A 26474-nucleotide genomic window follows, 5' to 3' on the forward strand; every position below is an offset into this window, starting at 1 on the left:
CAGGTTTCTTACTACAGCCCCATGTCGATCGATAGCTGGTTATCCCAGTTTGCCTCGGACGTGTAATCCAACAACCACCGTGGACGACCATGGTGCTCATACAAAACGTCATTCTCTGCTGAAGTTGCCTGAATGACGTAGGGCATCAGGAATGGCTGATCGAGCGTATTCAGCAACGCAACCGCCCAGTGCTTTTGATATTCAAGGCCAATGTCACCAATCAGCGCACTGACCACGCTAACAGGGTCGTTTTCGACGGGGCTCCCTGTCTCAAGAGTTGCAACCCAATCCGCTCCCCGCCCAATCAGTTCCTGGATCAGCTCGTTTTTCAGCGGTGTGATGTCAGCGTAGCGCCACGCCAAGGCGCACTGTTTCAGGGTTTCTGAGCACAGTGACGTCGGAACGCTACGAAGATGCTGCATTTTCTGGCTGTCACAACCCCAGGCCACTTGAAGAACGGCTTCGCTGAACGATGCCTGCATCCCAACCCCATCCGGAGACAGCAGGTTTGGCCAGGATGCCAGCACATGGCACATGGGGTTCCTGGGACGCTCAAGCAATTCGGTTAATGTCCCAAAATCGCCCGCAAGAGGAATGCCTGGGGTGTTGAAACTCATGTTCTGAAGGTCAAACAACCCCAGCACAACGATATTTTCATCGCGAACAGGCGAAAGGTCGAATTTGGCATGGTGAATGATCTGCCCCTTGCGATGGACGATTAACTCGTAGCTACCCACATGCGTCAAGCCGCCGCTATTTTTATAAGGCGACGCGACAAACAGCAACTTTGAGGCATAATTGGATAGTTTATCGACACTCAAAATGATGTTGCTTTCGGCGTCGAACGACAGATCGACTATGGCATCATTCACCAGCTTAAGACCACGGCTATAGGAACCGGTATTGCCGTAGTAGATAACATCCTCTTGGTCTTCGATCTGGCCATCTTCATTGAGAAGGTAGCAAGCCAGGTCTACATCAAGGTTCGCCTCAATGGCCAGCGACAGGGTCACCTCACCGACACTCATCTCTTTGCCAAGCAATCCAGCCGGGCTGACCGTAGGTGATTTCCATTCGATTTTCATTTTTAGGCTGGATCCCGTCGAAGAGCTGCTTAGAACCGTCGTAATTCCAGTATAAATTTTGAAGAATGTCAGCAGCAACAAGCGGTTGACTTAATTTGAAATGCCGCGCCAACGCCCACGTTAAATCACTCACAGATCGGTAACGCACCCCACGCCGTGGTATAGGCCGGTGACAATAAATCCCTGCGCATCGACCAGGACGGATCCCGCTTCAGGCGAGCCGAGTGTATGGCCTGTTTCCCATACCGCAGATTAATCAGATCCATCACGGCGCCCAGCTTGTCACAGGACTCGCTTTGCGGCTCGGCAAACAAATCCGGGGTGAATTCCCCGCGTTGATGCAGATCGCTCAATCTGACCGAGCATTTGGCATAGTTGAATCCTGGTCGAAAGATCCTCTCCAGGCCACCCAGGGCAGCCCTGATCAACAACCGTGTGTCGTCCGAAGGATTGCTCAACGACACTTCTGTCGCGTTGTAGTAGCGCCTGGAGGGGGACTCATGCATGCCTGTCTGAAGGGATACGCCAATACGCTGGCACAGGGATCGCTGGCCCCGAAGCTTTTCCGCAGCACCCGTGGCGTAGCTAGCGGCGGCTTGGCGCAGCTCATCGAGCGACTGGATGCGCCGACCAAACATGCATGACTTCATGATTTCCTGGCGCGGCGGGGGGCTGTGGTGCAACTTAAGACACGCTTCACCGCTGAGCTCTCTGGCCGTGCGCTCGACGTTGACGTTGAACATTTTGCGCAGGGATTTGTGATCGTAGTGGGCCAACTGCCAGGCCGTGTCGATGTTCATCAAGTCCAGCTGGGCGCCAAGCTGGCGGCCAATGCCCCATATCTCACCGATCGGTGCCAGGCGCATCAGCTTTTCCTGGCGTTCTGGATCAGTGAGATCCACCACACCTCCGGTGGCGGGCCATGTCTTGGAGGCCCACTGCGCCAGCTTGGCCAGCGTTTTGGTCGTAGAGATGCCGATGCCAACGGGAAGCCCGACCTCCCGGTAAACCTTCTGCTTCAGGTGTCGCCCAAACACCTCTAGCGACCCCGATATGCCATCCAGATCAGCCCAGCTTTCATCGATACTGTAAACTTCCGCGTCGCACACTTCTCCATGGATGACCTGCATGACCCTGGCAGACATATCGGCATACAAGGCATAGTTGCTTGAAAACACATGCACATTGTGATGTTCAAGAAATGCGCGACGCTGGAAGTATGGCTCCCCCATCTTAAGGCCTAGTTTCTTGGCTTGAGCGTTTCGCGCAATTATACAGCCATCGTTGTTCGACAAGACAACAGCGGCCTGCCCTTGCAAGTCCGGCCTGAATAACAACTCGCAAGAGACATAAAACGAGTTGACGTCAATCAACGCAAACCGTTTCATAGCACCCTGTGTCGAATATCCCTGAGCACAAAATCGACAACACCCCAAAGTTCAATGGTTTCGGAGTGTTCCAACTGTGCACGGCGTCCTCGTTTGTCCACAATATACAACTTGAAGGCGCCAGGTTTGCCCTCGGCGAGACAGATCCGGTGCCGGCCATCCACTGCCACGATGGCGATACGCCCATCAGACAGTTCTGACTTGCGATTGAGGATCAACATGTCCTTGGCATGCAGACCAAGGCCCGCCAGCGCTTCGCTCTGCAGGCGCCAGGCGAAGATGTGCGGAGCGCCAATGGCGGTCAGCTCATCCAGGGACAGCTTGGGACATTCATAGTCGGCAGCCGGTGACGCAAAGCCTGTAACCTGCAGCTTTGGAGCGAGACGTTCGAGGTGATCTATCCGTTTTCCGGGGGTGCTGAAGGCTTCGCTCATGAGCTTGATCTGACTGAAAAGGCTGTACATTTATCCAGCCTTCGAGGTGATCTGTCAAGACTGCCAGGTGGCGCCCAGGCGGGCGGCCTTGATTGGGCAAAAGGAAAGGAACGTCGAGTTGTTGAGCGACAAAACGCCGAAAGGGGTTATGCCAGGAGTTGCAAATGATGAAGCAGTGCAGTCACTTTCAGTGAACAACTTGCTCCCAGCTAAGTTAATTTTGTGGTTTATCAGGCGTCAGAAAAAGTTTGATTGGCACAGCATGCCCAACTTGAAGTTTTGGCCGGGGTCATAAGTTCAAGAGCAACCCAGCGCTATCACTTCACGAGGTTTCGTTACGGACACGGCGCGCTCAAAGTCAAGTCGACCTGGATTAGGGACGTATTTGAAAATACCGTTATGAACATCAAACTTCACTTCGGCCAAATACTCCGTGTTGAAATTCTGCACATCACAGAATGCCTCGGCAGCGGCATCCAGACTGGCAAAGCCGATCGACCAGTAGTCGAATGTGTTGGAGCCTGCCTTCCCACCCAGGTTTTGATGGCAGCCTATCACCTGATAACGGAAGAGAATATTCTCATCGCTTTTCACCAAAATCGCGTGCGAAGCCCAGCTTTGCCCTTTGGCCTGTTTTCGAGGCGTTGCACGCAGCACAACAGGCTCTGCACGCGGGTCGTAGCGCTCGATGGCCGCCACCAGGCTACGATCAGCAAGAATTGCTTCAAGCACATCCTCTTTCAGTAATGGCTTCACGGCAAAGCTCCGGGCAGTGTTCAGGCAGACTGGCCTATTCTCATTGCATTTTGCATGGCAGTATTTCCAGAGTCAATTTACGTTTAACTCGTATTCGTTTGAGGGCGCATTTAATCTAGCGGCGATAGCCGCTAACTGAATCAACCCTTTTGCGGTGGCTAGGGATGTTCGAACTCTCGTACTGACCCGTTGCAGAGGGTTGTCGCACCCTTCAGCGGAAAGATCGCGAGAAGCGCCCTCGCCGAGACCAAAGGTGTCACCGTCTGGCTTGCCAAACCCAGGCCGGCGAGGTTGTTGTCGCTTGACCATGGCGAGGGTATCCTTTGGGCCTTCACTCCACGACCGACCCGCCATGTCCTTGCCAAAGCCTTCAGAACTCAGCGAAATCCTACGGCCCGCAGCACAGCAAGATGCGTTTACCCAGGAACTGCAAGGGCCCGACTATCGTTTCTTGGCGGCCAAGGTTCTCCCCGATGGCACCTACGTCGGGATTCAGGGGCTGCTAACCACATATGCGATCTGCATTGGCATCACTCCGATGACAGCCTTCCAACGTCGCTACTGCTACTTGCACCTGAGCGACTGTATAGAAGCCTACTCCAACCTGAAGCAAGGTGAAGATGTGCCAATCGGGTGGGTCGCCAGGCGTCCGGAAACCCTCGAAGATATCGAGGCGAAGCGGCGACCGCCTCGCAATCAATGAGGGGACTTACCCCTGGCCCAAGCCAATGTTGCTTTGGGCAACATACCGAAGCAATGTAACCCGGTACTCGTTGAGCGCAGACTTGATGCGCTCAATCTTCTCGCCGTCTGAGAGCCCCGATGCTGCGATCTCAAAGACCATGTCGGCCACATAATCGGTTGCGACCTCTTCTGCCGGCGCCTGCATGTGTCGATTGATCAGATCGAGCGGATTGCTGATCTTGCCGGCATCAAAGCCAGGTACGGTTTTGGGTGTCATTGCGCTGCTCCATGGGTGATGGCCAGCGCTACCTGCGAAGCCAGTTCTACGATCGTCGTTTTCTTGCTGGCGCTGCCCTGCAACAGCAGGTTGGCCTGGGGATGGCCGATGGCCAAATGCAGCCCTGCCAGGTGATCATGCTTCAGCAGCGCTTGCACGGTTTTGACCAATTCCGGGCTGTTCAGCGCGTTGCAGAATGCACTGTCCTTCGTGCCTGCGGCAAAGATCAGGTGCCTGATGTCCATGGCGCTGGAGAACGCTTTTGTAAGCGCTAGCCTGAGTGACTCAAGCCCAGGCGGCCCCTCCAGGGGCAGCACCTTGACACACGAAAGCAGCAAGTCCGGGTTCTGGACGCCCTTTGGCAGCCGGCTATGAACTTCCTGCAGGAAGGCCTTCGTGGCAATTTCGTCCTGTGGCCCGATCACATACCAGCCTTGGGTCGCCGCCTTGAATCGCTCATTGACCCATCGCATGTCGCTCGCTGCATAGAGGCTCGGAATAGCCACGGCAGACAACTCTGAGGGTTCCAGGTTGAATTCCCCATTGATCGCCGGGTAAGCCGCTTTGTGGATGAAGCAAGTGGCCACCGAGGTTTGATCCAGCAGCCGCTGAGGATCAAGCTCGTGTGCTCGTACCAGTGCAAGGCTTGCCTCATCGTCCGTGGGCAGCACGATCTTCGTGCGAATTTGTCCGAGCAGGGCTTTGGACTGTGACTCTCCGAGTTTGTGCTGCAGGGCGCTCAGGGAGCTGGAACCCATCACATTGATCGCCGCGCCGGATCGACTGCCGGAAAACCAGACCAGATCCTCTTTCCGAAGGTACTCGGCACCCTCATCAGCAACGAAAAAGCTTTTCCATTTGGAGCCTCCGGGGGCTGCGGCGTGTTCAGCCGGAGTCAGTCCCGCCACCATTTGCCGATAAGCCTCAGTCAGGGCTTGCGCCACCAGCCCTGATGCATCTCCGAACAAGGTGCTGGGCATATCCAGGCAAATGGTCTTCTGGCGATCCACAACCAGCTGCTTCAGGGGCAACGGCTTTCCACCTGCACAGAGCTTGTTGCGGATCCGGCTATCCACCCAGAACGGGCGAAGGGCGTTCAGGATGGGCAGCAGCCGGTTGACGGGCGCTTGCGCCACCCTATCCGAGTAAGACGACCCGTGGACATTCAACAAGCCCTGCGGATCGGCGAGGTTGATCGCAACCTCAGTGACCATGAAGCCTGGGAGGGTGGCCGCCTGATGCTGCAGGTACCGATCAATCGCTGCCACTGTCTGGGAAGGGTTGGCCAAGGCTTCATAGAGGTCTGCCAGCGTTGGGGCGACGCGCATCGACTCCTTGAGGTAGCCATACACCAGCATCGCATCATTGACGCCCCCAAGCCCTTCCATGCCGATGACGCTGCCAAGCATTGACCGCAGGCCCTCGGGGGAGATCGCATCAAGCAGGTTGACCGGGTGTACCTGATCAGACACACCGATGAACACCAGCTTTTGCTTGTGCCGCTCCACCAAGCGACTCACACTTGCCAAACTGGAATCCAGCAGAAGCCCGGAATGCCCCAGTTGCATCAATCGATCAAGGATGGGCGCAATTACCAGTGAGGCGCGATCGTGAAAGCTTCCACCAATGACCAGCGCAGACGCCATCAGATCATCATCGGTGAGAAAAAAGGGGTTCTGATCTTTCGTCACGTCCCGGAAATTCAAAACGTGGTTGGAAGGAGGCTGCAATCGATTCTTGGACATGGCTGTCTTCTTGTTTTAGGGATGACCACTCGCAACCGGAAGATCAAGGCGGTCATACCTGTGAAATTTCCAACAATATACACGATAATCGGTTAGCCGACATGCTTGGCTTGTTGAGGGTCGAAGCGTGATGCTGTCGCCCTGTCAGGCGCTAGACGTCAACAAGAGGTGGTCGGTGCGGCGGTCTTATCAGCACTGAGTCCTGGCGCACGAGGCGCCCGAAATCACTGATAACAGCCTCAGGGCGTTTGTCATCAAAACATCCATAGAGCCAGATTTCATTTGCCGATGCCACCCTGAGCGACAATGTAAATGCTGGCTTTGCCAGCTTGATGTACCAGTAATCAAGCAGTTGCTGTTGTGCATGCAGCCCAGAGGCATCCAGCATCAGATCCTGGGTGGGATGTCGCAAGCAACTGTGGTGAGGCATGCCCAATTCATCTTCAAGCACCATCACGATCGCGGAGGGGGCGAGTGAGGCCAGCCCGGAAGTCAACGCGAAGCCGGCTTCTGACTCGTAGTGTGCCTGCATGGGTGCACGCAAGGCGTTTTGAGGGTTGGGCCTGGAGATGATTTCAGGCGCTGCTTTCGAAAACCGCCGCATGAACTGCACCGCGTGATCAAACGCGTCTGCATCAAATTCCATGGCTGAATTTTGCTGGCATTCCCAGGGGGTGGGCTGGGGGTTTACTCGATTGGCAAGCATCTGAATCCTCCAAAGATACTGCTCACGATATCACAACTCAATTTATAGGTAATTCGAAATGCAGTTTTTCCTGACAAACGCAGGTCGCGTTTTGACTTCGCTCCCAGGCATTCTCTAAAATGAAGCAAATCCCCTACCAATCATGGAAAGATTTGATGAACAGCCCATTGAAAACGATCAAAACCGGCAGCCACGCCATCGGACTTGGTTTGAACGATGACAACAAGGCTGTTTGCCTGATCGTAAGTGCCGATTCACTGGCCGAAGGGGGCGATCTGGCGATTCAGGCTGCTTACTATCTGCTTGAAGGCGACGACATTCGCCTGAGCGGCCCAAAGGGCTCCGTGATCATTGAGGGGGTCTCACAGATGTGCAAGGACGCGGCGCAGAAAAAACTGCCTATCATCGCTGTCGATCCAGCCAGCCAACAAGAAGAACAAATCGACTGCCTGGCGAATGCTACCGCCGACGTCTACAAGGAGCAAGGACATGAGTGAGACCCAAAAACCCTGGAAATCAAGGCTGCTTGAAAGCCTGGGTGTCACCAGCACCGCGATTCAGACCTCCGGGCCTAAGGGTAAAGCCTGTGGCCTGGCGCTGGCGGCGGCCTTCACCTGTGCGCTGGGAGGCGTCAGCCTCGACACCCAGGCGGCTGAACCCATCAAGAAGGAAAGCGCCTCGGAAGCGGCCTCTACAGTTGCCTACAGCGTTGTGGGCATCGAGGAAGGCGACGGCGTGCTTGATCGCAGCACCAAGGTGGCCGCAACGCTGGGGAAAATTGTCATGTCTCCTCAAACTGAAGTGCTGAGTATGGGTGCCCAGGCTGCAGCGGGATCAGCAGCTGGGGCCGGGACTGAATCATCATTGAACGGCAAGCACGTCGCAGGCTTGGTCGGCACGGCTGTGGGGGTTTCGGTTGCTGCTCCGGTCTATGCCGGCCTGATGGTCATCAGTCAGGTGCATGACAGCTACGTTTACGTTCAGGAGTCTCAAGAACGGGCCGTGAAGGTCAAGATGGAGGAAGTGGAGGAACGGGTTGCCAGCGTCAAGGATCAATTCACGCAGGAAATCCGGATGGAGGATCGCAAAAACCGCCAATCCTGGCCTGAGGACAGAAAGGCCTTCGATCAGAAACGCATGTACGACATGGCCGTGGGCAGTGTCAGCCAGGGCGAAGAATTGAGCGAAGAGGTTCAGATTCGCTATGACATTGAGCAGCAGGTTGTGGCAGCCGGTGGTACGCCAGAGCCCTGGTTTGAACAATTTAGTGAAGTGAAGGAGCAGCTGGCCGCTGATTACCAGGCAAAGACCAGTCAAATGCTGGCGGCTGCTGAAAGCCTGGGTCAGGAAGCCACCACCGGCACGGTTATTGAAAAAATTGACCTGAATGCGGCTTTTGGCGGTGGTGGCCTCAAAACTAGCAACAAGAATTTTTCGGTTTACTCAAAGGATTCGAGCAAAAAACACGACCAGGAATTGGGTCGTTGAGCGCATCGTGGTTTTAGCCCTGCTCCAGGCTAACTGGGGCATGATTCGACACAAGGAATTCTGCAGGATGCGCTAGAAAAAGATTCTCCCGGCTTTGTTCCCCAGCTTGGTCGAAATCCCCTCTGCTCAGGCCAGAGGGCTGGATGCGAAACTCACTGTCAGTCTGATTCGTCGCTATAGCCGGGGTAACCTCAACCTGTTCCGGGGCCGCTTCGTGACGGCGGAGCAGCTCGAACTGCGTAAACAGACATTGGCCAGGCATGCATTCTAAACACAGCAATGCCGAAACCGCCTGCACGGCGGTATCGTCATTGGATCAATCAAGATCAATCTCGACCCTGCAATGCGGGCAATGGCCATCGGCTTCGCCTCGCTGCGCCAGTGTCAGGGACTTTCGGCAACTCCAGCACTGAATGGTCTTGCCGGCAGGGGTGGCTTGCTTTTCGACTGCCTGGCCGGAGGCTGTCGCAGAGATGACCTGCTCCTGGTTGGCAGCGATAAACTCATGCACTTGATCCCGCACCTCTGTGTCACAAAAGCCCCATGTCATCGCCTGGGCAAAGATCTTGTCCGGCAGGATCAGGATAACGGCCTTGATCTGTTCACTGGAAACATCGCCTTGCCCCAGCACTTCACTCAACGCATCGGAGACTGGCCAGAGGTCTGAAGATTCACTAGGCGTGTTGGCCCAATAGGCTTCGCGTACCGCTTGCTGGCGGAGGGCTCGGTAGTCATTTTTCTCAATCATAATGTCGCGTCCACAGCCTTCAAAGAACGTCGATTTTGCCTTATATTGATTTTATGCACCAGCAATAATTTTCACTCCGACTGCATTTTCCCGATACGAATTATTGCCGTGCCGAATTCCAATTATCCAAGGATTTTCGCCGTGTTCAATGCCATCCTTCGCCATGGGCGATGATCGTGTGTACCCTCCTCCTGATCCTCACCACTTATGCCGCCCTCCATGACCTCATCACCCCTTGGGCGATTGCGCCCTGGCTGATCCTAGTTATCGTTGGGATTCTCGACTTGTCCCAAAAGACCCATGCGGTGAGGCACAACTACCCCATCATCGGGAACATGCGGTATCTGCTTGAAGATTTAAGACCAGCAATACGGCAGTACTTTTTTGAAGGTGACCATGAGAAGGTGCCATTCTCTCGTTCGCAGCGCAGCATGGTCTACCGCAGAGCTCGCAACATTGCCGCCGACAAAGCCTTCGGCACCCTGGACAACCTGTACGGCTCGGATCACGAGTTCATCAGCCATTCGATCACGCCGGTTTCGGTTGACCCTACAAAACTGCGCATTACCCTGGGTGGCCCCGAGTGTACTCAACCCTACTCAGCCTCCCTCATGAACATCAGTGCCATGTCCTTTGGCAGCCTTTCCGCCAATGCCATCCGGGCGCTCGGCAGGGGCGCCAGGCGCGGGGGATTTGCCCTGGACACGGGTGAAGGCGGTCTTTCCCGCCACCACGAGGCTGAAGGCAGCGACATCATCTGGGAAATCGGCAGTGGTTACTTCGGCTGCCGGAACGAAGACGGCACGTTCAGCCCTGAGCTGTTCAGGGTCAATGCCACCAAGCCCCAGGTGAAAGCCCTCCTCCTTAAGCTCAGCCAAGGGGCGAAACCGGGGCATGGCGGCATTCTACCGTCTCACAAGGTCAGTCCGGAAATCGCAGCCGCCAGGGGTGTGCCAGTCGGTGTCGACTGTGTGTCTCCGGCGTCCCACAGTGCCTTTAGCGGGCCACTTGGCATGATGGAATTTATTGGCCAGATGCGTGAGCTGTCAGGTGGCAAGCCGGTTGGGTTCAAACTGTGCATCGGTCGTCCGATCGAAGCTGCCGCACTGATCAAGGCGATGTTGCACGCTCAAATCTTCCCTGATTTCATAGTCATCGACGGCTCGGAAGGTGGTACGGGCGCGGCGCCGGAAGAGTTCTCCGACAACATGGGTATGCCCCTGCGTGATGGCCTGATCCTGATGCACAATCTGCTGCGCGGCGCGGGTATCCGCGAACGGATCAAGCTGGGCTGCAGCGGCAAGATCATCAGCGGCTTTGACATCGTGCGCCTGCTCGCCTTGGGGGCCGACTACTTCAACGTTGCACGCGGCTTCATGTTCAGCCTTGGCTGCATTCAGGCCCAGAGCTGTGGCTCCAATCGCTGCCCAACCGGGATCGCCACGCAAGATCCTATTCGGCAGAAAGCACTGGATGTGGAGGACAGAAGCCACCGGGTCACCAACTTCCAGCGCAATACGCTGCAGTCCGTGGCCGAGATCCTGGGAGCGGCGGGCATCGATTCCAGTGACGAGTTGACCGCCGAACGCATTCAAAAGCGCGTCTCGGACAGCAAAATCGTAACCTATGCCGCCCTCTATCCGTTCCTGCATCATGGAGAGCTACTCAATGGCCACTCCATGAACACGGAGTATCGTGAGTTGTGGGCCAGCGCCAGGCATGACACGTTCTGATCCCGCGTGGTGTTGACGGCTGTGTTGCGCAGCCGTCACCCTGGGTTAATAGTGCATTCCCAAAAGAATAAAGCCCTGTTGACGTCCTCCCCCACCTCGATCTTCGATCGCCGCTATAGGCGGGAAGGAAGGGGATTCCTGCTTCACGGAACACTGCCTCAGGCTACTTTAGCCATTGGTCTTACACGCTCTCCACAGGCTAGCACCGTGAGTCCCACGGCTCTTATATTCTTTGCAGCATTGGTGTCGCGGTTGTGCTCTTCCCCGCAGACTGGGCATGTCCAGCTGCGAACGGAGAGCGCGAGTTTTTCCAGCACATAGCCACAGCCTGAACAGGTTTTGCTGCTCGGGTACCATTGGTCGATCTTAACCACCTCACGCCCAGCCCATTCCCCCTTGTAGTCGAGCTGGCGCACCAGCTCACCCCAGCCGGCATCGCTGATAGCCTTGGCCAGGCGGCGGTTCTTGACCATGTTTTTCACTTTCAGTGACTCGACGCAGATCACTTGGTTTTCGTTGATCAATCTGCGCGACACCTGGTGAAGGTTGTCCTGGCGAGAGTCTGAAATTTTTGCATGCAGCCTGGCGACTTTACGCTTGGCCTTGAGGCGATTGGCTGAGCCCAGCTTCTTTTTTGACAGCCTCCGCTGCAACAGGGCAAGCCTGGCACCGTACTTCGCGGTATGCCTAGGGTTGGGTTCCCTCTCCCCGTTGCAGCGCGTGAAGAGGTTGGTGAGGCCCAGGTCGATGCCCACCATAACTGGTGAGACCGGGAGCTTTTCAGGGGTAAACTCACAAAGGCACGAAACGAAATAGCGCCCTGCCCAATCCCTGGAAACAGTCACCGTTGAAGGATCACTGGGCAAATCGCGGCTCCAACGCACGTCCAGCGGAACCTTGCTCTTGGCCAGGAATAGCTGGCCACCGACATACTTGAAAGCGCTGCGAGTAAATTCAGCTGACTGCCGATGGTGCTTTTTCTTGAACGAGGGGTAGCCCGCCCGCTTTTCGAAAAAATTGATAAAGGCCGTTTGCTGATGGCGCAGCACCTGCTGCAGCGGTACGCACGACACCTCGTTGAGCCAGGCCCTTTCAGGATCTTTCTTCAACAGGGTGAGTGCTGCATTGGCCTCTTTAAAGCCAATTCTCACCTTGTCGTCAGCGTAGGCCTTGGAGCGAAAGTCCAGGATGTGGTTGTAGACGAAGCGCACGCAGCCGAAGGTTTTCTCCATCAGCAGCTTCTGCTCTTTGGTAGGATAAAACCTGAATTTGTAGGCGCGTTTGCTCATGAGCAGAGGATGCCATTAATCTGTATATATGTACAGGCCGTGCGGCTAAGCCGCGCTCCTTTCCTCCCCCACCTGAAGGTAGGGGTTTCTCGGAGCTATTTTGATGAGCATCACATACAACTTTTGGCATGGTTCCCGCCGCTGGGAAGGTGAACCTCGCATCCACGGCCCCAAAAAGGGCCGCGATGGGAATGGGCCCGGCCTGCACGTGACGACCTGGTTTGATACGGCAGCCGAGTACGCCAAACAGGGTGGCGGTGTGCGACGGATTGTCATGACCCCACGCCTGGCCCTCCAGGACACCGCGCTATCCCTCTCCGATGCCATGGATTTCGTCATCACCGTGATCGCCAAGTCCAAGCAGGAAGAGGTTCTGGAGCGCCTGCTGGTCAGAGCCAACAGAGTCCAGCTAGACAGCCGGGTTCTGCTGGGGAACGATACGCACCATGTCCATGCCGAGACGCTGCTGGTGATGTGTGTGAACGGCAACCTTGCCCTGGGTAGCAAGGGTGAAGCATTGGCGGAATTCTACGCCGGTCAGGGCATCGATTGGGCCTATGAACGCGCCCGAGGCCGCGATGAGTTTTGGGGGGTGATTTTCAACCCGAAAATCATCGACAGCTACGATCGAGTCAGGGCCGCCGACATTCCGCTTGATCAGCGTGATTTCCCGTCGCCGAAACAACAGCGTGAGCTGGCCATCGAAAATTTGAAACAACCGTCTGCCAGGAATATCTGGCTGCCCGGCGATCCCTCGATCTGAGGAGTTGAAGTCCCCTGGCCAGGACTTCGGCGACTCAGAAGGAGTCCGTGGTCAACGACTTGATCGTCTCGACCATGAGGCCCAAGTTCGTAAACAGGACACACACCAAAAACACGGAAGCCGAGAGCCACAGCAGAAAGTCGCCCACCTTCGCAGACTTTCCTGCCGCGATCTGGGCGCGCAGGTAGCCATTCTCGCACATGGCCATCTCATCATTGCCACCGCACTGGGGGCATTCGCAATAGCAGCTCATCACGCTTCTCGTCGTAGATTTAATATTCAATTTCCTTGAGAACTGAACGCCTGTCAATCATGCTGCCGGCAGTAACCTGACCACTCAGCGCGGTTCACCAGGATGGAGGGAGTAATGATGCCAACACCACAGCCCGTGCATTTCATTGACTTCGGGGCCTCTGGAATCCATCCGGAGAGCTATCCTATTGCCGTGGCCATCTGCGATTGCACCTGGCATTTCACCGCGCTTATCCAGCCCATGCCGTACTGGACGTACTGGTCTTACGATGCCCAGGATATGCACAGGATCACCAGCGAACAACTGATGGCAGAGGGGACTGCACCGCATGAGCTGGCAATCAGGCTCAATCAACGGTACCACGGCAAAGCGCTTTGCTCCAGCAACCCGGTGGATGCCTTCTGGCTCGACATGCTTTTTGAGGCTGCCGGTGTGGAAGCCCAATTGGATCTCAAGCCCCTCGAAGCCTGGATTGGCCCTAACGCTGCCGCCGAGGTGCTGCGACTGATGCCTTCCCATAGCGCCCACAACGCGCTCAGCGACGCACAAGCACTTGAACGTGCCTACGCCACCTGGCGGATTGCAAACGCCTCAAACACTGGCAACGGCGGAGCCTGATATGGCGGCTAGTTTTTCAGTGATGATCAGCTGGAGTGCCGCCTTCAATTGCGCGCAGCGGGCCCCATAATGCGCCTCGCGGTGGTGATTGGGGCACAGGGCGATGACGTTGGCCTCGGTATCTGCACCCCCTTCGCACAACGCGACAATATGGTGCGTCTCCAGGTAGATGTCACCATTTGCCTTGAGAAATCCCCGCTCCGCGCAGTACTCGCAGAAACCGCCCGAGCGGGCAAGCACCCGCTGGCGCACCACCGCCGATCGCTCCCACGCCAGTCCCTGGACGATTTTTTGCAGCGGCTGCTCGGCACCCACAAATTGATCGACGACTCCGACCCCATAGCCAAACGGGGTGATCTGCGGCATCGACGGCTCGACCGGGTCGTGATCAGCGTGCAGTGCCGTCACATCTTCGGCAGGTGAGTCGGCTGTGACAGCGACGATAGGGGCTGGGCCTCTTCGCACATGGAAGCTTCCATCCTGCATCTCGTAATGCACCAGGTGCCAAGGCTCCGGATCGAGGGCGCGGTAATCTGCCGAGGCTCGATTGTCTTCGTCAAACACGCGCTGCTTGGTATCCACCAGGGCAATACGCACCTCTCGCCCCTCCCATTTGCAAAGCTTGAGGATATTGTCCATTTCCTCGGCGCTGTCCCGCCATTTGTTCAGCCGCTGCTTGACCGAGGCGTCCCTTGCATCGTTGGCCCGCTCCTCCCACCGATTCCTGGCTTGCCGAGCATTCCCGAGGTATTCAACCCCGGAGTCCGTGAAGGTAAGCTCCGCGAACCACAAGAACAGCAGAACTTTTGAGCCACCTTCGAACGCCCAGCGGTAACAGAATTTTGGATTGGCGGGCGGCGTAATCTTGGGGGAGACGTTATGCCAGGCCTGTACGCTGATGCCCACCGCAGCCACGGTGTCGTAGACCCTGCTCAACGTCTTGGGCCTGAGCAGTTCCTTCAGCTCTGTATGCATCAGCACAGCCTCACTAGCCAATTGAGGTCGGTATTCTACACTTGAGGCTGGCTACGCAACCACAACCTTTCCAAGAAGGTGCCCCATGAAGCTCATCCCCCACTCGCATACTGCCGCGTTCAATTGGATCAATCAGGCCTGGGCCTTCCTGGAAATCACACCAATGGAAACCGCTCAGCTTCTGGCCCAGATCTGCGGGTTCCATGATTGGGAGGAATTGGCCAATGCCGTTAGCGACCAATCGACGTCCACGCCGTTTTGTGTGCTGACCGCTGATCAGCTTCGCTCCATGAGTGCAAAATCGCTGGAGCAAATCAACGTCAGGCAGCAAAGAGTGCTCAGGCGCCAGTGCCGGCTCTGCGACCATTTTCTGGAGAGCTTTCTGGAAACCATGAGCGTTCTCAAGCTGGAGACGATCAATGACAAGTGCTCAAAAATGCGTACCACATTGCCAGACTTGCTGAAGGAGATCACTGACCCTGTCGGCGACATGGACGAAGAGCTTGGCGAGCTGTTCGAGCTTATGGAAGCCAGCGCAAGCCTGCACCGCCAAGTCGATCCCAAGCGCTACCTCGATTTTGCCCAGGCCATGGGCTGGCGCATTGATGTTTCGACCTTCGTGCCCCACCATACCCCGTATGACGTCAGCTTTTACGCAGCCGATAACGCGGGCAGGGCAATCCCGGTGTTCATTTTTTCATTGGTTACCGAGCCTGGCGACCAAGATGATGAGGAGGCCATGGAGATCAAGAAGCGCGTGGCCACGCTCGCCGACCTGGCCGAATGGGAGCGGGTAATCGTCATGTGGGGCGAATGCCACGTCCTCAGTGACGACCAGGAACACCACATCACCTGTGTGGGGAACCTGCTGAACAAGAACAAATGGCTTGAAATGTTCGTCTGCGCGAGCACGAACTCCGTCGACGCATTATTCAGTCTGAACCTCCAGGCTGAAAAGGATTGGTGCGAACGGCATGAGTTGATGCCCTACGCAACGGACGTTGGTTTTTTTGCTGCCAGCACTTTCAACACTTACGTGCGGCAAACGCAAAAATCCACCAAGGTCGATTAACGCATATATTGACATTGTGACAAGGCTTGGTAGGATCGCTAAAGGAGGATCCTAACCATGTCCGAGTTGCCGCCGCTCCCGCCTCGTTTCAAAACTGTTGGCCAACAAGCCTTGGTCGATTCAGAGCAGCTTTCGCTACCGCGAAAAAGCGTCGGCTCCGCCCCGATCAAAGCCCTTCCGCCTGTACGTGGGTTCAGGACACCAGCAGTGGCGTTTCGATCGGAGGTGATCGCTTTGAATGCTCCTGATAGCGGGGCTGTGTTTGACGAGACCCTCGAAGAATCGCTTGGATCAATCGACGATGGGTTCGTCTTTGATGGTGCCCTGGATGAAGATGCTGGCGATCTTCCAGCTGAGGAGCCCAGTCATGCGTTATGGCTTGCGCTGTGTGCCACACTGGGAATCACACCGTCCATCATGCTCGAAGACGACATCGTTGGAAACGGGGTCGCGCACCTCAGTCCTTCTCAGGTTCGGGCTGCAGTCGCTCAATTCAACCTGAGGGCTGACATTGCTGATACGGTGGTGCACGCTGCCCATCACTTCCCGCAGGCCATAAATTTTCACACGATGAGGTTTAGGCTTGACCGTTTCCTGCAGGCCATGATTACGGTCGCCAGGTATTGGGAGGAAGTAAAACCCCATCCATGGCCAATGAAAACGCCATCCCCGAACATTTTGAACATCTTCCTGGGGGCAGCGAAGGCAGATTTACCGAAAAAACACTGGGTTCACTTCTGCCAGGACAATCCAAACCTGTATCTGGATGTGCAGGCCATTCCCAAGGCTGTCGACCACACGGTGCTTGCCATTTTCATTCAGGCCTGGGTCTCTCGCCTGTGCTTCCAGCTCTACCCAGAACTCCTGGAAGATCGAGATGCCCGGATTGAGCGGGCAATTACCTCTTTGCTCCACGCTCCAGCAACAATTGATCAGGCGCGGGTTGGGCTACTAGAGACTACGATGGTCAAGGGGGTGATGCAAGCCAGACGGGAGCTCTTCCTCATCCCCCTACTCAAAACCCAGCATGTGTACGCCATCGTCAAAGAAGCCATGATGATGATCACTGCCGCTGACTTCATCTCGCCTGAAACAACCTTCCATGGTTGTGTTGACTACCTGTGGGCCAGGCACCTTCTGGCAGGCGTGGAAGACAAGCAGATCATCAATGCCTTGCTTGCCCCAACAACGTCAATGCCCGAGGAATACCAGGCGTTTCAAGCAGGGTTCAACCAGCTGATAGGCTTGAGTGCCAATGACAATCTTCGCCACCCCTTCAAGATGATGAACCTCCCTTGCGAGGTACGCGATGTCGATAAGCCGTCCGAGCCGGTGCAAACCTACCTGCTGCACGGCACAGCCAAACACCTTGAGATGTTGGATGAACTCAACCTGAGATTCCCACACTTCAAGGAGGTCAACGATTACCTGCGGCGCAAGCTGGTGTTTGCCATCAAACTGAACAAGCCGTTCCATACTGGGCCAATTCTGATCAAGGGCCCTTCGGGGATTGGCAAAACCTTCTACCTCAAGGCCCTGAAGGAAGCCCTCGGGCTCCCGGCGCTGGACATTCACGCAAGTCAAATTACCTGCGGCTCTGCATTGGCGGGCCTGCAATCCACTTGGGGAACAGGTCAGCCAGGCCGTGTGAGCAAGCATTTGCGAAAGACCACTGTTGCCAACAGCATGGTCGTGTTCAATGAGCTCTCACAATTGAAAATGACAGGGAATAATGGTCTTGATCCGGTAGCCGTTCTACTGCAGCTGCTGGATGCCGATGAGTCTGCCGAATTTGTGGACGCCTTTACAAACGAGACGATGGATCTGTCCAAGCTCAACTGGTTCTTCACCGCCAACCACATCAACAACCTGGACAGCTTCCTGCTGACGCGCCTGACGATTTTCAACGTCGAGCCCATCAAGCACTACCGCGAGCGTCGCTTTGTGGACGATATCATTGCCGAGGCGCTGAAGCGGCTGGATATCGAATCCTCGCGACTGTCCACGCCGGATGATCTCTGCTGCCGCCTGGTGCTGGATTACCTGAACAACGGGGGCAACATGCGCAGCCTTGGCACCATGATTGAAGATGCCATCGTGGACAGCGTCGACGACGAAGGGCTGCTGCCCAGCGCCCAGCTGAGCCTCTCCGCCGCAAATATGAGAAAACACCTCCGGGCCTAGAGGGCGAAGATCGCTGCAAAGCAACGCCAGAGAGCGCTTGTCAGCGCGCTGGCACGCCTCCCAACGCTTCGTGGTCGACCTTTGCCTCAGGTGCCGGCAAAGACACTTCGCCATGCTGACTCACACAGATCAGAGGCTTCATTTTCAGGGGCCGGGGAGCGTCATAGAAGTACTCGCCTTCGTTTGTCGCCCGGAAGAGATGGGCGCTCGGTGCCATGGCCGCAGTGACGTGCTGGGGCAGCTCCTCGTAGATCGCCGTGGTCACAGCATGCTCAAGAGTTTTGGCGAGCATCCTTTCCAGGTTGTTCCTGGGCGCGTCACCCGTCTCGTAGGAGCGCACCACCGCTGCCGCCACCGACTTCAGGGAGACCGGGTCAGTCAAATACACATAGTCCATCGCATGAGCAAGCCGTGATCTGGCATCCATGGCCCGCATGACGCCATAGAGGCGTCTTCCCTTGAGATCCTGCAGGCATTCACCTCGGCTGGCGGTGCGACGCTCCTGCGCGATGTGCGGGGCCAGTAGATGGCCAAATCGATGCTGGACGTCGGGGTCGACGAATTCGATTGCCCTTAGAGTGGCGCTTCTCAGGAGAAAGCTTTCCTCGGCCTCCTGACCTTTCGTATACAGGTCACTGACCTGATAATCGAACGTCAGGCGAACCTGGGGCAGGCTTGCATCGCCACGAGGAGAGAGCTCGGCATTCGGATCGCGGGCCAGGAGAATGCCATCGGGATAACTGAACACCCTGCCGATCGTGACGTCCACGGGGTTTTTGGCAACAGGGGACTCAACGCATAGGAGGTCGAGGTTGTAGGTGAGGAGGCGGTATGCTTGAGGCATGGCAGAAACTCTTTTTTCTATTCTCCGCTGATAGGCAACCGCAAAATCAACCCTTACCTGAGAGATGGGTGACAGCGACACGCAAAATCGAGCCAGGTCTGCCGGCAATTGGCCGAACCATGGCTCGATATTAAAAGGTTTGGTTTCTCAGACCTAAAGCCCCAGGGATGTGCCTGCATCATCACGACACACATGGCCCCAAAGCTTGTGAATCTGTCCATTCTGCCTGGCCGCATCCCGCTGGAAAGCCTGGGACTCCAGCAGGTCGTCCGGGATGAAGGGCAGTGCATCCACACCTTGGGTAAGCGCTGCCAGGCAGCGGTCGTAGGTGCGGCAATCCGCGTTCACGAGCTTGAGCAGCGCGCCATTCTGGCGCAAGGCCTCCAGCTCCAGTTCTTCGGTTACCAGTTCCTTGGGCAACAGTGGCAGCACTTGTAGTCCTGGCGCACTGCGTCGAGGAGTAATTCTGGCGAGCAGTTTTCACGCTTGAGCAGGAGGGCGGCGAATGCCCAGCCGCCCAATAGCGCCTTGATGGTCAGCTCGGGGGTTCGCTTCTCGGCGGGGAGCAGCATGAGCGCCTCGGGTCTTTTCTCCACAACGAACTCAACAACCCCTGGCGTCAGCTGGCTGTTGCTCAGGTTTCTGACAACCGTAACGTTGCGATCCACGGCCTCGATGATCATTTCTTCAGGGATCGCTTCTCGGCGCAACTCGTAAAGCGTCTTCGGGTTGCTAGCGATTGCCTGGCGATAGAAGGACAAGGTCTTCAGCTCAGATGGAAGCGCATTCACCACATCAGCGTTGTTGCGTATGGCCTCCAAATACACCGCTTCAGTCCGCAATTCAGCAGGCACGAATCTGTCGTTTTTCGAGCTTCGACTCAGCCCGGCGATAACCATTTCCGCTGTCATCAGCGATTGTGGCACGTACTCCAGGTGGCCGTGCAATTTGGCGATGCTCAGGCAGCGCTCTGCAGTTACGAAGCGCGCAGGCAGACCTTTCAGCGCCAAGGGGGATCTTTTGATCGCAGTGTCGATCAGTGCTTCGGTATAGCAGCTCTCATCAATTTGGCTGAGCAATTCTCCTCGGATCCCGCAGGCGCTCAGCAGGATATCCAGGGGGGCGATGGAAAAGCCGTTGCTGTTGGCCCTCCCCAGGATGATGTCTGGGTACAGGCCCACCACCTGGCGCATCAAGGAGTCGGTTATGTCCTTGGGATCAACCTGCGAGGGCGAAATGGCTCTGATTCTGATGCCATGTACAATCAGCGCCTCGGTGCGGTGGGATTCTGGCACTTGATGGAAGTTATTGCGCCACTGGTCACGATCGAGCAACTCGATGAGCACCCCATCAAAACGCCCAACCAGGTCGACGCCGAACAGCTGCGGCTCGGGTGGCCAGGCGCACGCCACCTTGATGAAGACCTCGGCCACTGGCGCCAGCTGATCCTCGCCCCGCTTTGTTCTGCGGAACGTTGGCGCGCCAAGCTCCAGCTCCGACACCACCCTGAACTCAAGCAGTGCATCGGCGTGTTTCTCCACCAGCTCGGCAACAAAGCCACTGCCCTTGAGGTATTTGGCAGCGGCAGAAGGAAATTTGGTGGAGATATTCATGGTTGCAGACCCTCGCTTGGTGCAGTCCTGGGAGTTTGGGGCATGATGCGCTCGTTGGGAAGGCACTCGATCAAGTGACGATAAATCGATTCGCTGTCAAACAGTTGAACACCCTCCCCCTCAAGCTCGATGGCTTGTTCGTAGTCCAGGCAGGCCACGACAATGGCTCGCTGGGGCGCCAGGCACACGTTGATGACATCCCCAACCCCTTCGAATTCGATCAGGTCGTAGCCATCATTCAAGAGCTGGCGACGCCAGGCCGAGAAGTCGGCAAAGGTTCGGGTGGGTACATGATCGCCATCAACTCCAAAGAAACGTTCGTAGTCAGTGGTTTGATAAGCTTTGGCGCAAGGAACGGCTACCACGTACACCCGCGCAGCATCCCCCTCACCCGCCTCGTAAGCCATTTGGGCGTAGTCGGCAGCGCTGTCTGGAATTTCAGACAGAAACAGGCCCAGTGCGGAATTACGATCCGCTCCTCTCCCCACGCCCCGTTCGGTGAATGCATGAATGAGCTGGGCTGTGCCGTGAAAGGCCAGGCGGTATTCACCCGAATGGATTTTATGCAGCAGTTCGTCAGGGGTCATGATCGCCTACCTGTGTTGTTTTCTCCCCTTATTATGGAATTGGAGCTCCTCGACTAGGAAGGCCAATGCTGCAGCGTGACGCCCTTTGAATGCGGCTTGAGTGGCTATGCCGACTCAATATTGGTATTATCCGAAAAACATTTTCGGTGTGAACAAATGAAGATGCATTTCAAGTTGCCCCTCATCGCGCTCTCGATGGCGGCGTGCCTTTCGGCGAATGCCGATGACTCGGCCATCATCGGCAAGGAATGCGCGGCGTCGAACAGTTGCGTAACCCAAACTCTCAAGGATTTTTACGCCAAGATCCTGCCGATGAAGCTGACGCCTGCAATCACCCTCACTGACTTTAACATCCAGCAGGACATTTCCGTGGCCTCGGTGTTGCTCACGCAAACCCGTGAACAGCTCATCGAAACCCCTGCTGAGGCGCGAGAGCTGAGCGCCACCCTAGATCAATATGCCAAGCAAATGACCTGTGGTGTCAGCCAGGGGATCGAGCAATATTACTTGCGCACGGGCGGCCAGATCATCTGGAAATACTATTTCTCGGATGGTGAGTATTTTGACAGCCGCGCATTCAGTGGGTGTAATTGAGCGTTGCCCATGGCTATACTGAGGGTGATCTGAGCACGAGTTTTGCGCATGCACACCACCCTCACCGCCTTCAACAAAGCGATTTGCGCCCATGATACCGGCTCAATCCCCGCCATCCTCAGCGCCTGCGACGAACAGCTTGCCAGCCTGGTGAGCGCTCGCAATTACACCGAGATTGCTGCCTACCTGCAATCACTGAGTTTCCTAGGCATTCGCTACCTAACCCATCGACACAGCAGTCTGGCGATGGGTTTACTGCTTGCCCCGCATTTCAAACTCAGCGCAGGGGACTGCCTCAAGGTTCGGCACAACCAGGTGGCCGCCCTGTGCGCCCGTAAGGTTATGGGTGATGAGGAGATCGAGGCATTGCTGAAAGGATTTGCGCAACAACGTCGCCCCACAGCGTGCCACAACCTGCTCGACAGGCACGCACTGGAACGGCAGTGGCAACGAAGGGGGCGCGATTTTCTTGGCGCCTTTGCGTCGGCCCTGGCCGCCCACGCGAATACTCGAACCACACCTGAAGCGTGCTGGGTCGAGTTCGCCCTCGTGCACGAGCTTGAACTGGCAGACCTGGCTCAAGACCTCCGTCTGGGCGCCGACCTTGCTGTCGCCGCGCTGCAATTTGGACTCAAAACGCTGTTGCAGACACTGCAAGAAACCATCCTCTACACACCGGCCAAAAACGACCTCGATCATTTGGCCAAGCTTGAAGCTTTGGGCGAGCGGTTTGATGCTGAAAGGAAGCGATCACTCCTGGACGAGCTGAAGCCGAACAGCGCCAGTGGAGACGCGCTGAAACTGGCGATCCAGGTGCACGACTACCACAGCCAGGCCGACTATGGCGCAACAGTGGGTAAACCGAAGGACGTCTGGGCGCGGAGCGACGCTGCTGAAGTCGCGGCCCACCTGTGGCCTTCGGTGAAAACACGCAACCCATTACCCTTGATTGCCTTGCTGAACAGAGATTTCCCCACACTGGAAAATGCACTGGACGTACAGGATATTTTGCCACCTGACCTCTTTAGAGAAATTGACGCAGCTCGCAGCCACTGCCTGGAGACAGATCTTGGACTTTGACCTGACCAATACCCATCCAAAGCCGCAGCTACAGGTGCTGGCCGACAATTTGTCGTTGGCCCTCGGGCAACACAACCTCAAATTGCTGCAGGAGGTTTCTCACGAGATCCAGCTTGAGCTGCAGCAGTTGGTGGCGGACAACGACATCAGCGGGCTGGCCTGGTTGGCTCAACACACGGAAAGGGCTTACACCTACTACCTCCTGGATGTGGAGGCGAACAGGGAGATCGGGCTTTGGCTGCTGCCGCGATTGAGCGTAGAGCATGAAGATGCTGTCACCATTACCGACCACCACCTGGCCACGAAATTTGCGGAAAAAGCCTGCTCGGGCGGCCAGATTCACAATGCCCACTTCTTCCTGACCAATTTTTACCGGCAGGGTCGCCCCCACTGTAGCCACGGACTACTGCGCGAGGGAAATCTCCTCGACCTGTTCCGCTTGCTAGAGGAGCCCCAGCAGAAGAGCCTGATCCTGGAAATGGTGGGCAGCATGGCCAGTGATCACGCAGCCGGCAGAGCAAGCCCGGCGCCTTGGGTGGAGCTGCTGGTGGAGGTAGAGAAAGAGCACCCCGATTGGAGGATGCCCACCTGGGAGGGTGCGAGCCTGGCGGCCCTGCTGAAAGAAAATGGACTTCACCAGTGGTTCGACGCCAATATCAGGGAGATTCTCAGATCCCCTGCCCCAGGTGATCTCGACCATTTTCTAAAGCTGGATGCACTGGGCGCCAGGCTCAAGGGCCTGGAGCCTAAGGAGCTGTTCCTGCAGTCGATGTTAGGCTACAGTTCCACCGACAGCGCAGCGGTGCAGAATGATTGCCGGCTCATGATCCAGGCGATCATGGTTTACGACTTCCACAAGCACGATGACTATAGCTACACCACCTGCACGCATAACAAATCCTGCTTGAACCACATGAAAGCACAAGCGACCAGTCACATCTGGAAAACGGCGACCGACCAGCAAAAAGAAGCGCTGGTTGAGATCCTCAACCAAGATTTTGAAGACCTGGAAACTACCAGGGTGGTCAAAAAGCATTTCGACATCGATCTCTATCGCCACCTGGCTGTTGGGGGCGTCGACGCCCTGGAAGACGACCTGGGGCTTTAAACGCCGCTGGGCGTTCAACGATTATTCTTGAACGCCTGCTGGATCTGACGGGAAGCCTCGCGAGCTTTCTCGCTGTCACGCTTCTCGTAGTTTTTCTTGCCTTTGGCCAGGGCCACGGAGCATTTGACCAGGTGCTTGTTCCACTGCAAGGACAGCGCAAGGCAGGTGAAGCCTTTCTGACTGACGGCTTCAGACAGGGCATCGAGCTCCTTGCGGCTTAGCAGCAGCTTGCGGGTGCGCAGAGGATCGGGCACCACATGCGTGCTGGCGCTCAGGAGGGGCTGGATGTTCAGACCGAGAACGAACGCCTCCCCGTTTTTGAACACAATATAGCTGTCCGTGAGCTGGGCTTTGCCGGCACGCAAGCTCTTGACCTCCCACCCCTCCAGGGCGATACCGGCTTCGATGGGCTTTTCGATGGCGTAGTCATGGCGAGCCTTGCGGTTCTGAACGATGACCTTTTCCTGATTCTTGGACATGCGATGAATCCTTCTCAATCAGCGGTGCCAAGAGGCCTTCATCGGCAGAAAACCGGAGCCAGGACACAAACTGGAAATGGTGAGAGTGCAAACAATAATACTGAATAATAACAAAAGGGCGTGGGGAGTCAATAAGTCACAATGTACGAGATATGCTTATTTCAGAGCAGAAAAAGGCATTTACCGGGGTTCGATAAATGCCTTTTTCCCTGTATTGGTGGAGTCGAGGGGATTTGAACCCCTGTCCGCCAGCCCATTGCCTTCGGTCAACTACATGCTTAGCCGTGTCTATTATGTTAATCCGTAACCGCCCGATCGGCAGGGTGTTTTGGACGAGTTGTGTAGTTTTTAGTCGCTACGCCCACAACGTGCTACACGACGATCCTGTTCTGCATGACAATCATTTCGAGTTTACAGGCATCCTCTAATGATCGCTGGCACCGAAGTGACCAGAAGGGCGTTTCAGCTGCAGTTAAGCAGCGAGACGTGCGCCCTCGAAGGCATTGTCATTGGCAACTATAAGAAGTTGCAACAGTGGATTTACGAGTTCTGTTACCAACTCGGCATGCACCTAAGGTTCTAAAGCCGGCGTCGAATCCTAATCGACCCCTTGAGCCTTCATTTTACGTATTTATTGCCTGACGTCAATACCTGAAATTGTATTTTTTTAACCTTAACCGTTAATATGGGAAAAATGCTTGGAGTGCCTGCTTCATGACCACCCTGCCCTTTCACTTCCCCTTCGAGGGAAGGTCTATTTTTGAATACCAGCTGAAGAGCTATCTCAGGGGCTTTCCCGCCGATGGACTGCAGACAGCCTCCGGCCAAGCGGAAATGGACGGGGTGTTCGAATCCATTCGTCAAATGGCGGGATCACCGGACTACGCCTACAGCGCCATGATGGCGGCCCGACTGATTGCCGAGCAGCTCAGAAGCAACCTGACTGACAGCAGTGTCGAAGGGTTTGCCAAGCACCTGCAGTTTCTGAGTCGATACCGCATCTTTGACCACGCCTTGATCAGCCACATCAAGACGCGGGCGCAGGAGGAGTTAGCCACTCATTGCGAGCGCGGGGGCACCTTTGCTGACTGGCAGGGGCGCAAGAACGCAGAAGTCTTGTTTGGCGAAGTCAAGCACGTAGCCCCGCAGTGGAGTGAAGGTTGGGGTTGGCAACTGGAGCATTCGGCACCAGGGTACCAGCTCAAGCAATTGCTGAGTGCCTACCTGGTGGATCCGGATCTACTGGGAGTAATGAAGCCCTCCCTGGAAAGAGCACTTGCCCTTCATCATTTTCGTGGCAGCCGGGTGATCACGCAACTTGCTAAGGAATGTCCTGAACTCCTGGTCGCGAGCGGTATCGAGCACCGGTCGATGGGCACGGCAATGGAGGACATTCTGAGGCGGACTGACTGGCTAAGACATCGTGATGTGCATGTGGCCAATGCCATCTATGGAAAGAACGGGCCTGCCAAGGCCTACGTGGACGGGATCCATGACAAGCGTCAGGCGTTAACGCGCATTACCGAGAAGGTGCTGAGCTATCGGCCTGATCCGCGATACCTCGAAGCCTACCTCACCATGGCTGTCGATCTGGCCAGCCACCTGGAAGCTGAAGACAATGACCAACCCATCCACACCATAGCGCGACTGCTGTCCCTACCCGACATGGTCGTGGGGCTGGATATTGAAGCGATCACGGAGAGGTTGTCAGCCCTGCGCTTGGGCGATGAAGCGTTGCGCACCGTGATGAAGATGCACGAGCTCAATCGGCTCCTGCCCGATGAAAAGGCCTGGGTGCAGGTGATGCTTGATGAGGGCCTCAAGAAAGAGGTGCTGCGGCATTTCGCGGCGCAATACCCCAAAGAAAAAGACAGGATGTACAAGTTGAACGAGCTGAACCTCCTGGACGATCGCGCTGCATCCAAACGGCTGATGCAAGATGTACTGATGGCGGATCTGGGGTTGTAGCCC

Annotated in this window: 27 protein-coding genes and 1 other RNA gene; 12 read left to right on the top strand and 16 right to left on the bottom strand. The window is 56.0% G+C overall.

Annotated features, from left to right (window positions below):
- Nucleotides 1-11: 11 nt before the first annotated feature.
- The 4 genes from DV532_RS29260 to DV532_RS29280 all read right to left on the bottom strand — a co-directional run bounded on the left by DV532_RS29260 (nt 12) and on the right by DV532_RS29280 (nt 3663).
- Nucleotides 12-1085 (bottom strand): TerD family protein, encoded by a 1074-nt coding sequence (locus tag DV532_RS29260; protein WP_082476786.1) that lies wholly within the window; start codon nt 1083-1085, stop codon nt 12-14.
- A gap of 125 nt (nt 1086-1210) precedes the next feature.
- Nucleotides 1211-2458, bottom strand: coding sequence for a translesion error-prone DNA polymerase V subunit UmuC (gene umuC / locus DV532_RS29265; RefSeq protein WP_306109958.1), 1248 nt, complete (start codon nt 2456-2458; stop codon nt 1211-1213).
- An 11-nt stretch (nt 2459-2469) separates the two neighbouring features.
- The gene (locus DV532_RS29270; RefSeq protein WP_056798059.1) at nt 2470-2937 is read right to left on the bottom strand and encodes a hypothetical protein; all 468 of its coding nucleotides are present in this window, start codon (nt 2935-2937) and stop codon (nt 2470-2472) included.
- Between the two features lie 267 nt (nt 2938-3204).
- On the bottom strand, nt 3205-3663 hold the full coding sequence (locus DV532_RS29280; RefSeq protein WP_056798053.1) for a hypothetical protein: 459 nt from the start codon (nt 3661-3663) through the stop codon (nt 3205-3207).
- Between the two features lie 352 nt (nt 3664-4015).
- Between DV532_RS29280 and DV532_RS29285 the strand changes: the two genes are divergently transcribed.
- Nucleotides 4016-4366 (top strand): hypothetical protein, encoded by a 351-nt coding sequence (locus DV532_RS29285; RefSeq protein WP_056798050.1) that lies wholly within the window; start codon nt 4016-4018, stop codon nt 4364-4366.
- Between the two features lie 6 nt (nt 4367-4372).
- Here DV532_RS29285 and DV532_RS29290 read toward each other — a convergent pair whose 3' ends face one another.
- From DV532_RS29290 to DV532_RS29300, 3 genes are all read right to left on the bottom strand, one after another.
- The gene (locus DV532_RS29290; protein WP_056798047.1) at nt 4373-4624 is read right to left on the bottom strand and encodes a hypothetical protein; all 252 of its coding nucleotides are present in this window, start codon (nt 4622-4624) and stop codon (nt 4373-4375) included.
- Nucleotides 4621-6369, bottom strand: a complete 1749-nt coding sequence (locus DV532_RS29295) for a hypothetical protein (RefSeq protein WP_056798044.1) — start codon at nt 6367-6369, stop codon at nt 4621-4623. The genes DV532_RS29290 and DV532_RS29295 overlap by 4 nt, the downstream gene beginning before the upstream one ends.
- Before the next feature lie 151 nt (nt 6370-6520).
- Nucleotides 6521-7075 (bottom strand): hypothetical protein, encoded by a 555-nt coding sequence (locus DV532_RS29300; RefSeq protein ID WP_056798042.1) that lies wholly within the window; start codon nt 7073-7075, stop codon nt 6521-6523.
- A 155-nt stretch (nt 7076-7230) separates the two neighbouring features.
- Between DV532_RS29300 and DV532_RS29305 the strand changes: the two genes are divergently transcribed.
- Both DV532_RS29305 and DV532_RS29310 read left to right on the top strand, forming a co-directional pair.
- Nucleotides 7231-7572, top strand: coding sequence for a hypothetical protein (locus tag DV532_RS29305; RefSeq protein WP_056798039.1), 342 nt, complete (start codon nt 7231-7233; stop codon nt 7570-7572).
- A complete protein-coding gene (locus DV532_RS29310; protein ID WP_056798037.1) occupies nt 7565-8563 on the top strand; it encodes a hypothetical protein in 999 nt (332 codons plus the stop codon). The genes DV532_RS29305 and DV532_RS29310 overlap by 8 nt, the downstream gene beginning before the upstream one ends.
- 316 nt (nt 8564-8879) lie before the next feature.
- Here the strand turns inward: DV532_RS29310 and DV532_RS29320 are convergent, their stop codons facing one another.
- The gene (locus DV532_RS29320) at nt 8880-9311 is read right to left on the bottom strand and encodes a hypothetical protein (protein ID WP_056798031.1); all 432 of its coding nucleotides are present in this window, start codon (nt 9309-9311) and stop codon (nt 8880-8882) included.
- Between the two features lie 170 nt (nt 9312-9481).
- On the opposite strand from DV532_RS29320, the gene DV532_RS29325 reads away from it, so the two are divergent.
- The gene (locus DV532_RS29325; protein WP_056800071.1) at nt 9482-11044 is read left to right on the top strand and encodes an FMN-binding glutamate synthase family protein; all 1563 of its coding nucleotides are present in this window, start codon (nt 9482-9484) and stop codon (nt 11042-11044) included.
- A 158-nt stretch (nt 11045-11202) separates the two neighbouring features.
- Here DV532_RS29325 and DV532_RS29330 read toward each other — a convergent pair whose 3' ends face one another.
- Complete coding sequence (locus DV532_RS29330; protein ID WP_056798027.1) at nt 11203-12333, bottom strand: RNA-guided endonuclease TnpB family protein; 1131 nt, start codon at nt 12331-12333, stop codon at nt 11203-11205.
- Between the two features lie 103 nt (nt 12334-12436).
- Here DV532_RS29330 and DV532_RS29335 point away from each other — a divergent pair, with 103 nt between their 5' ends.
- Both DV532_RS29335 and DV532_RS29345 read left to right on the top strand, forming a co-directional pair.
- Nucleotides 12437-13096 carry a hypothetical protein gene (locus DV532_RS29335; protein ID WP_056798024.1) on the top strand — a complete coding sequence of 220 codons (660 nt, stop codon included), beginning with the start codon at nt 12437-12439 and terminating at the stop codon, nt 13094-13096.
- 367 nt (nt 13097-13463) lie between these two features.
- Entirely contained in the window at nt 13464-13967 is a 504-nt protein-coding gene (locus DV532_RS29345) for a hypothetical protein (RefSeq protein WP_056798019.1), read from the top strand.
- Here DV532_RS29345 and DV532_RS29350 read toward each other — a convergent pair.
- Nucleotides 13941-14942, bottom strand: a complete 1002-nt coding sequence (locus tag DV532_RS29350; protein WP_056798016.1) for an HNH endonuclease signature motif containing protein — start codon at nt 14940-14942, stop codon at nt 13941-13943. The genes DV532_RS29345 and DV532_RS29350 overlap by 27 nt on opposite strands.
- A gap of 85 nt (nt 14943-15027) precedes the next feature.
- Here DV532_RS29350 and DV532_RS29355 point away from each other — a divergent pair, with 85 nt between their 5' ends.
- Nucleotides 15028-16014, top strand: a complete 987-nt coding sequence (locus DV532_RS29355) for a hypothetical protein (RefSeq protein ID WP_056798013.1) — start codon at nt 15028-15030, stop codon at nt 16012-16014.
- Between the two features lie 57 nt (nt 16015-16071).
- Complete coding sequence (locus DV532_RS29360; RefSeq protein ID WP_056798010.1) at nt 16072-18198, top strand: AAA family ATPase; 2127 nt, start codon at nt 16072-16074, stop codon at nt 18196-18198.
- 40 nt (nt 18199-18238) lie between these two features.
- Here the strand turns inward: DV532_RS29360 and DV532_RS29365 are convergent, their stop codons facing one another.
- The 4 genes from DV532_RS29365 to DV532_RS29380 all read right to left on the bottom strand — a co-directional run bounded on the left by DV532_RS29365 (nt 18239) and on the right by DV532_RS29380 (nt 21242).
- Nucleotides 18239-19042 carry a hypothetical protein gene (locus DV532_RS29365; RefSeq protein ID WP_056798007.1) on the bottom strand — a complete coding sequence of 268 codons (804 nt, stop codon included), beginning with the start codon at nt 19040-19042 and terminating at the stop codon, nt 18239-18241.
- Between the two features lie 153 nt (nt 19043-19195).
- Nucleotides 19196-19474 (bottom strand): hypothetical protein, encoded by a 279-nt coding sequence (locus DV532_RS29370; RefSeq protein ID WP_120715518.1) that lies wholly within the window; start codon nt 19472-19474, stop codon nt 19196-19198.
- On the bottom strand, nt 19444-20583 hold the full coding sequence (locus tag DV532_RS29375) for a hypothetical protein (protein ID WP_162949023.1): 1140 nt from the start codon (nt 20581-20583) through the stop codon (nt 19444-19446). Before DV532_RS29375 ends, DV532_RS29370 begins: the two co-directional genes overlap by 31 nt.
- A gap of 68 nt (nt 20584-20651) precedes the next feature.
- Nucleotides 20652-21242 carry a hypothetical protein gene (locus DV532_RS29380; RefSeq protein ID WP_056798002.1) on the bottom strand — a complete coding sequence of 197 codons (591 nt, stop codon included), beginning with the start codon at nt 21240-21242 and terminating at the stop codon, nt 20652-20654.
- Between the two features lie 156 nt (nt 21243-21398).
- Between DV532_RS29380 and DV532_RS29385 the strand changes: the two genes are divergently transcribed.
- The 3 genes from DV532_RS29385 to DV532_RS29395 are packed head-to-tail and all read left to right on the top strand — an operon-like array spanning nt 21399 to nt 24024.
- Nucleotides 21399-21836 carry a hypothetical protein gene (locus tag DV532_RS29385; protein WP_056797999.1) on the top strand — a complete coding sequence of 146 codons (438 nt, stop codon included), beginning with the start codon at nt 21399-21401 and terminating at the stop codon, nt 21834-21836.
- Nucleotides 21837-21884: 48 nt separating this feature from the next.
- Nucleotides 21885-22916, top strand: coding sequence for a hypothetical protein (locus DV532_RS29390; RefSeq protein ID WP_056797996.1), 1032 nt, complete (start codon nt 21885-21887; stop codon nt 22914-22916).
- Nucleotides 22906-24024, top strand: coding sequence for a hypothetical protein (locus tag DV532_RS29395; RefSeq protein WP_056797993.1), 1119 nt, complete (start codon nt 22906-22908; stop codon nt 24022-24024). Before DV532_RS29390 ends, DV532_RS29395 begins: the two co-directional genes overlap by 11 nt.
- Nucleotides 24025-24038: 14 nt before the next feature.
- Here DV532_RS29395 and smpB read toward each other — a convergent pair whose 3' ends face one another.
- Nucleotides 24039-24512, bottom strand: a complete 474-nt coding sequence (gene smpB, locus DV532_RS29400) for an SsrA-binding protein SmpB (RefSeq protein ID WP_372340018.1) — start codon at nt 24510-24512, stop codon at nt 24039-24041.
- Nucleotides 24513-24718: 206 nt separating this feature from the next.
- Nucleotides 24719-25113: a transfer-messenger RNA gene (ssrA, locus tag DV532_RS29405) on the bottom strand.
- 104 nt (nt 25114-25217) lie between these two features.
- On the opposite strand from ssrA, the gene DV532_RS29410 reads away from it, so the two are divergent.
- Complete coding sequence (locus tag DV532_RS29410) at nt 25218-26471, top strand: hypothetical protein (RefSeq protein WP_056797988.1); 1254 nt, start codon at nt 25218-25220, stop codon at nt 26469-26471.
- Nucleotides 26472-26474: the final 3 nt, after the last annotated feature.

The sequence above is a fragment of the Pseudomonas sp. Leaf58 genome, from assembly GCF_003627215.1.
Taxonomy (GTDB): Bacteria; Pseudomonadota; Gammaproteobacteria; order Pseudomonadales; family Pseudomonadaceae; genus Aquipseudomonas.

What these genes read in the sequence shown, in the direction of transcription:
- DV532_RS29260 (WP_082476786.1), bottom strand. Translation starts at nt 1,085, where the DNA reads ATGAAAATCGAATGGAAATCACCTACGGTCAGCCCGGCTGGATTGCTT.
- DV532_RS29270 (WP_056798059.1), bottom strand. Translation starts at nt 2,937, where the DNA reads ATGTACAGCCTTTTCAGTCAGATCAAGCTCATGAGCGAAGCCTTCAGC.
- DV532_RS29285 (WP_056798050.1), top strand. Translation starts at nt 4,016, where the DNA reads ATGTCCTTGCCAAAGCCTTCAGAACTCAGCGAAATCCTACGGCCCGCA.
- DV532_RS29290 (WP_056798047.1), bottom strand. Translation starts at nt 4,624, where the DNA reads ATGACACCCAAAACCGTACCTGGCTTTGATGCCGGCAAGATCAGCAAT.
- DV532_RS29295 (WP_056798044.1), bottom strand. Translation starts at nt 6,369, where the DNA reads ATGTCCAAGAATCGATTGCAGCCTCCTTCCAACCACGTTTTGAATTTC.
- DV532_RS29300 (WP_056798042.1), bottom strand. Translation starts at nt 7,075, where the DNA reads ATGCTTGCCAATCGAGTAAACCCCCAGCCCACCCCCTGGGAATGCCAG.
- DV532_RS29305 (WP_056798039.1), top strand. Translation starts at nt 7,231, where the DNA reads ATGAACAGCCCATTGAAAACGATCAAAACCGGCAGCCACGCCATCGGA.
- DV532_RS29310 (WP_056798037.1), top strand. Translation starts at nt 7,565, where the DNA reads ATGAGTGAGACCCAAAAACCCTGGAAATCAAGGCTGCTTGAAAGCCTG.
- DV532_RS29320 (WP_056798031.1), bottom strand. Translation starts at nt 9,311, where the DNA reads ATGATTGAGAAAAATGACTACCGAGCCCTCCGCCAGCAAGCGGTACGC.
- DV532_RS29325 (WP_056800071.1), top strand. Translation starts at nt 9,482, where the DNA reads ATGATCGTGTGTACCCTCCTCCTGATCCTCACCACTTATGCCGCCCTC.
- DV532_RS29330 (WP_056798027.1), bottom strand. Translation starts at nt 12,333, where the DNA reads ATGAGCAAACGCGCCTACAAATTCAGGTTTTATCCTACCAAAGAGCAG.
- DV532_RS29335 (WP_056798024.1), top strand. Translation starts at nt 12,437, where the DNA reads ATGAGCATCACATACAACTTTTGGCATGGTTCCCGCCGCTGGGAAGGT.
- DV532_RS29345 (WP_056798019.1), top strand. Translation starts at nt 13,464, where the DNA reads ATGATGCCAACACCACAGCCCGTGCATTTCATTGACTTCGGGGCCTCT.
- DV532_RS29350 (WP_056798016.1), bottom strand. Translation starts at nt 14,942, where the DNA reads ATGCATACAGAGCTGAAGGAACTGCTCAGGCCCAAGACGTTGAGCAGG.
- DV532_RS29355 (WP_056798013.1), top strand. Translation starts at nt 15,028, where the DNA reads ATGAAGCTCATCCCCCACTCGCATACTGCCGCGTTCAATTGGATCAAT.
- DV532_RS29360 (WP_056798010.1), top strand. Translation starts at nt 16,072, where the DNA reads ATGTCCGAGTTGCCGCCGCTCCCGCCTCGTTTCAAAACTGTTGGCCAA.
- DV532_RS29365 (WP_056798007.1), bottom strand. Translation starts at nt 19,042, where the DNA reads ATGCCTCAAGCATACCGCCTCCTCACCTACAACCTCGACCTCCTATGC.
- DV532_RS29380 (WP_056798002.1), bottom strand. Translation starts at nt 21,242, where the DNA reads ATGACCCCTGACGAACTGCTGCATAAAATCCATTCGGGTGAATACCGC.
- DV532_RS29385 (WP_056797999.1), top strand. Translation starts at nt 21,399, where the DNA reads ATGAAGATGCATTTCAAGTTGCCCCTCATCGCGCTCTCGATGGCGGCG.
- DV532_RS29390 (WP_056797996.1), top strand. Translation starts at nt 21,885, where the DNA reads ATGCACACCACCCTCACCGCCTTCAACAAAGCGATTTGCGCCCATGAT.
- DV532_RS29410 (WP_056797988.1), top strand. Translation starts at nt 25,218, where the DNA reads ATGACCACCCTGCCCTTTCACTTCCCCTTCGAGGGAAGGTCTATTTTT.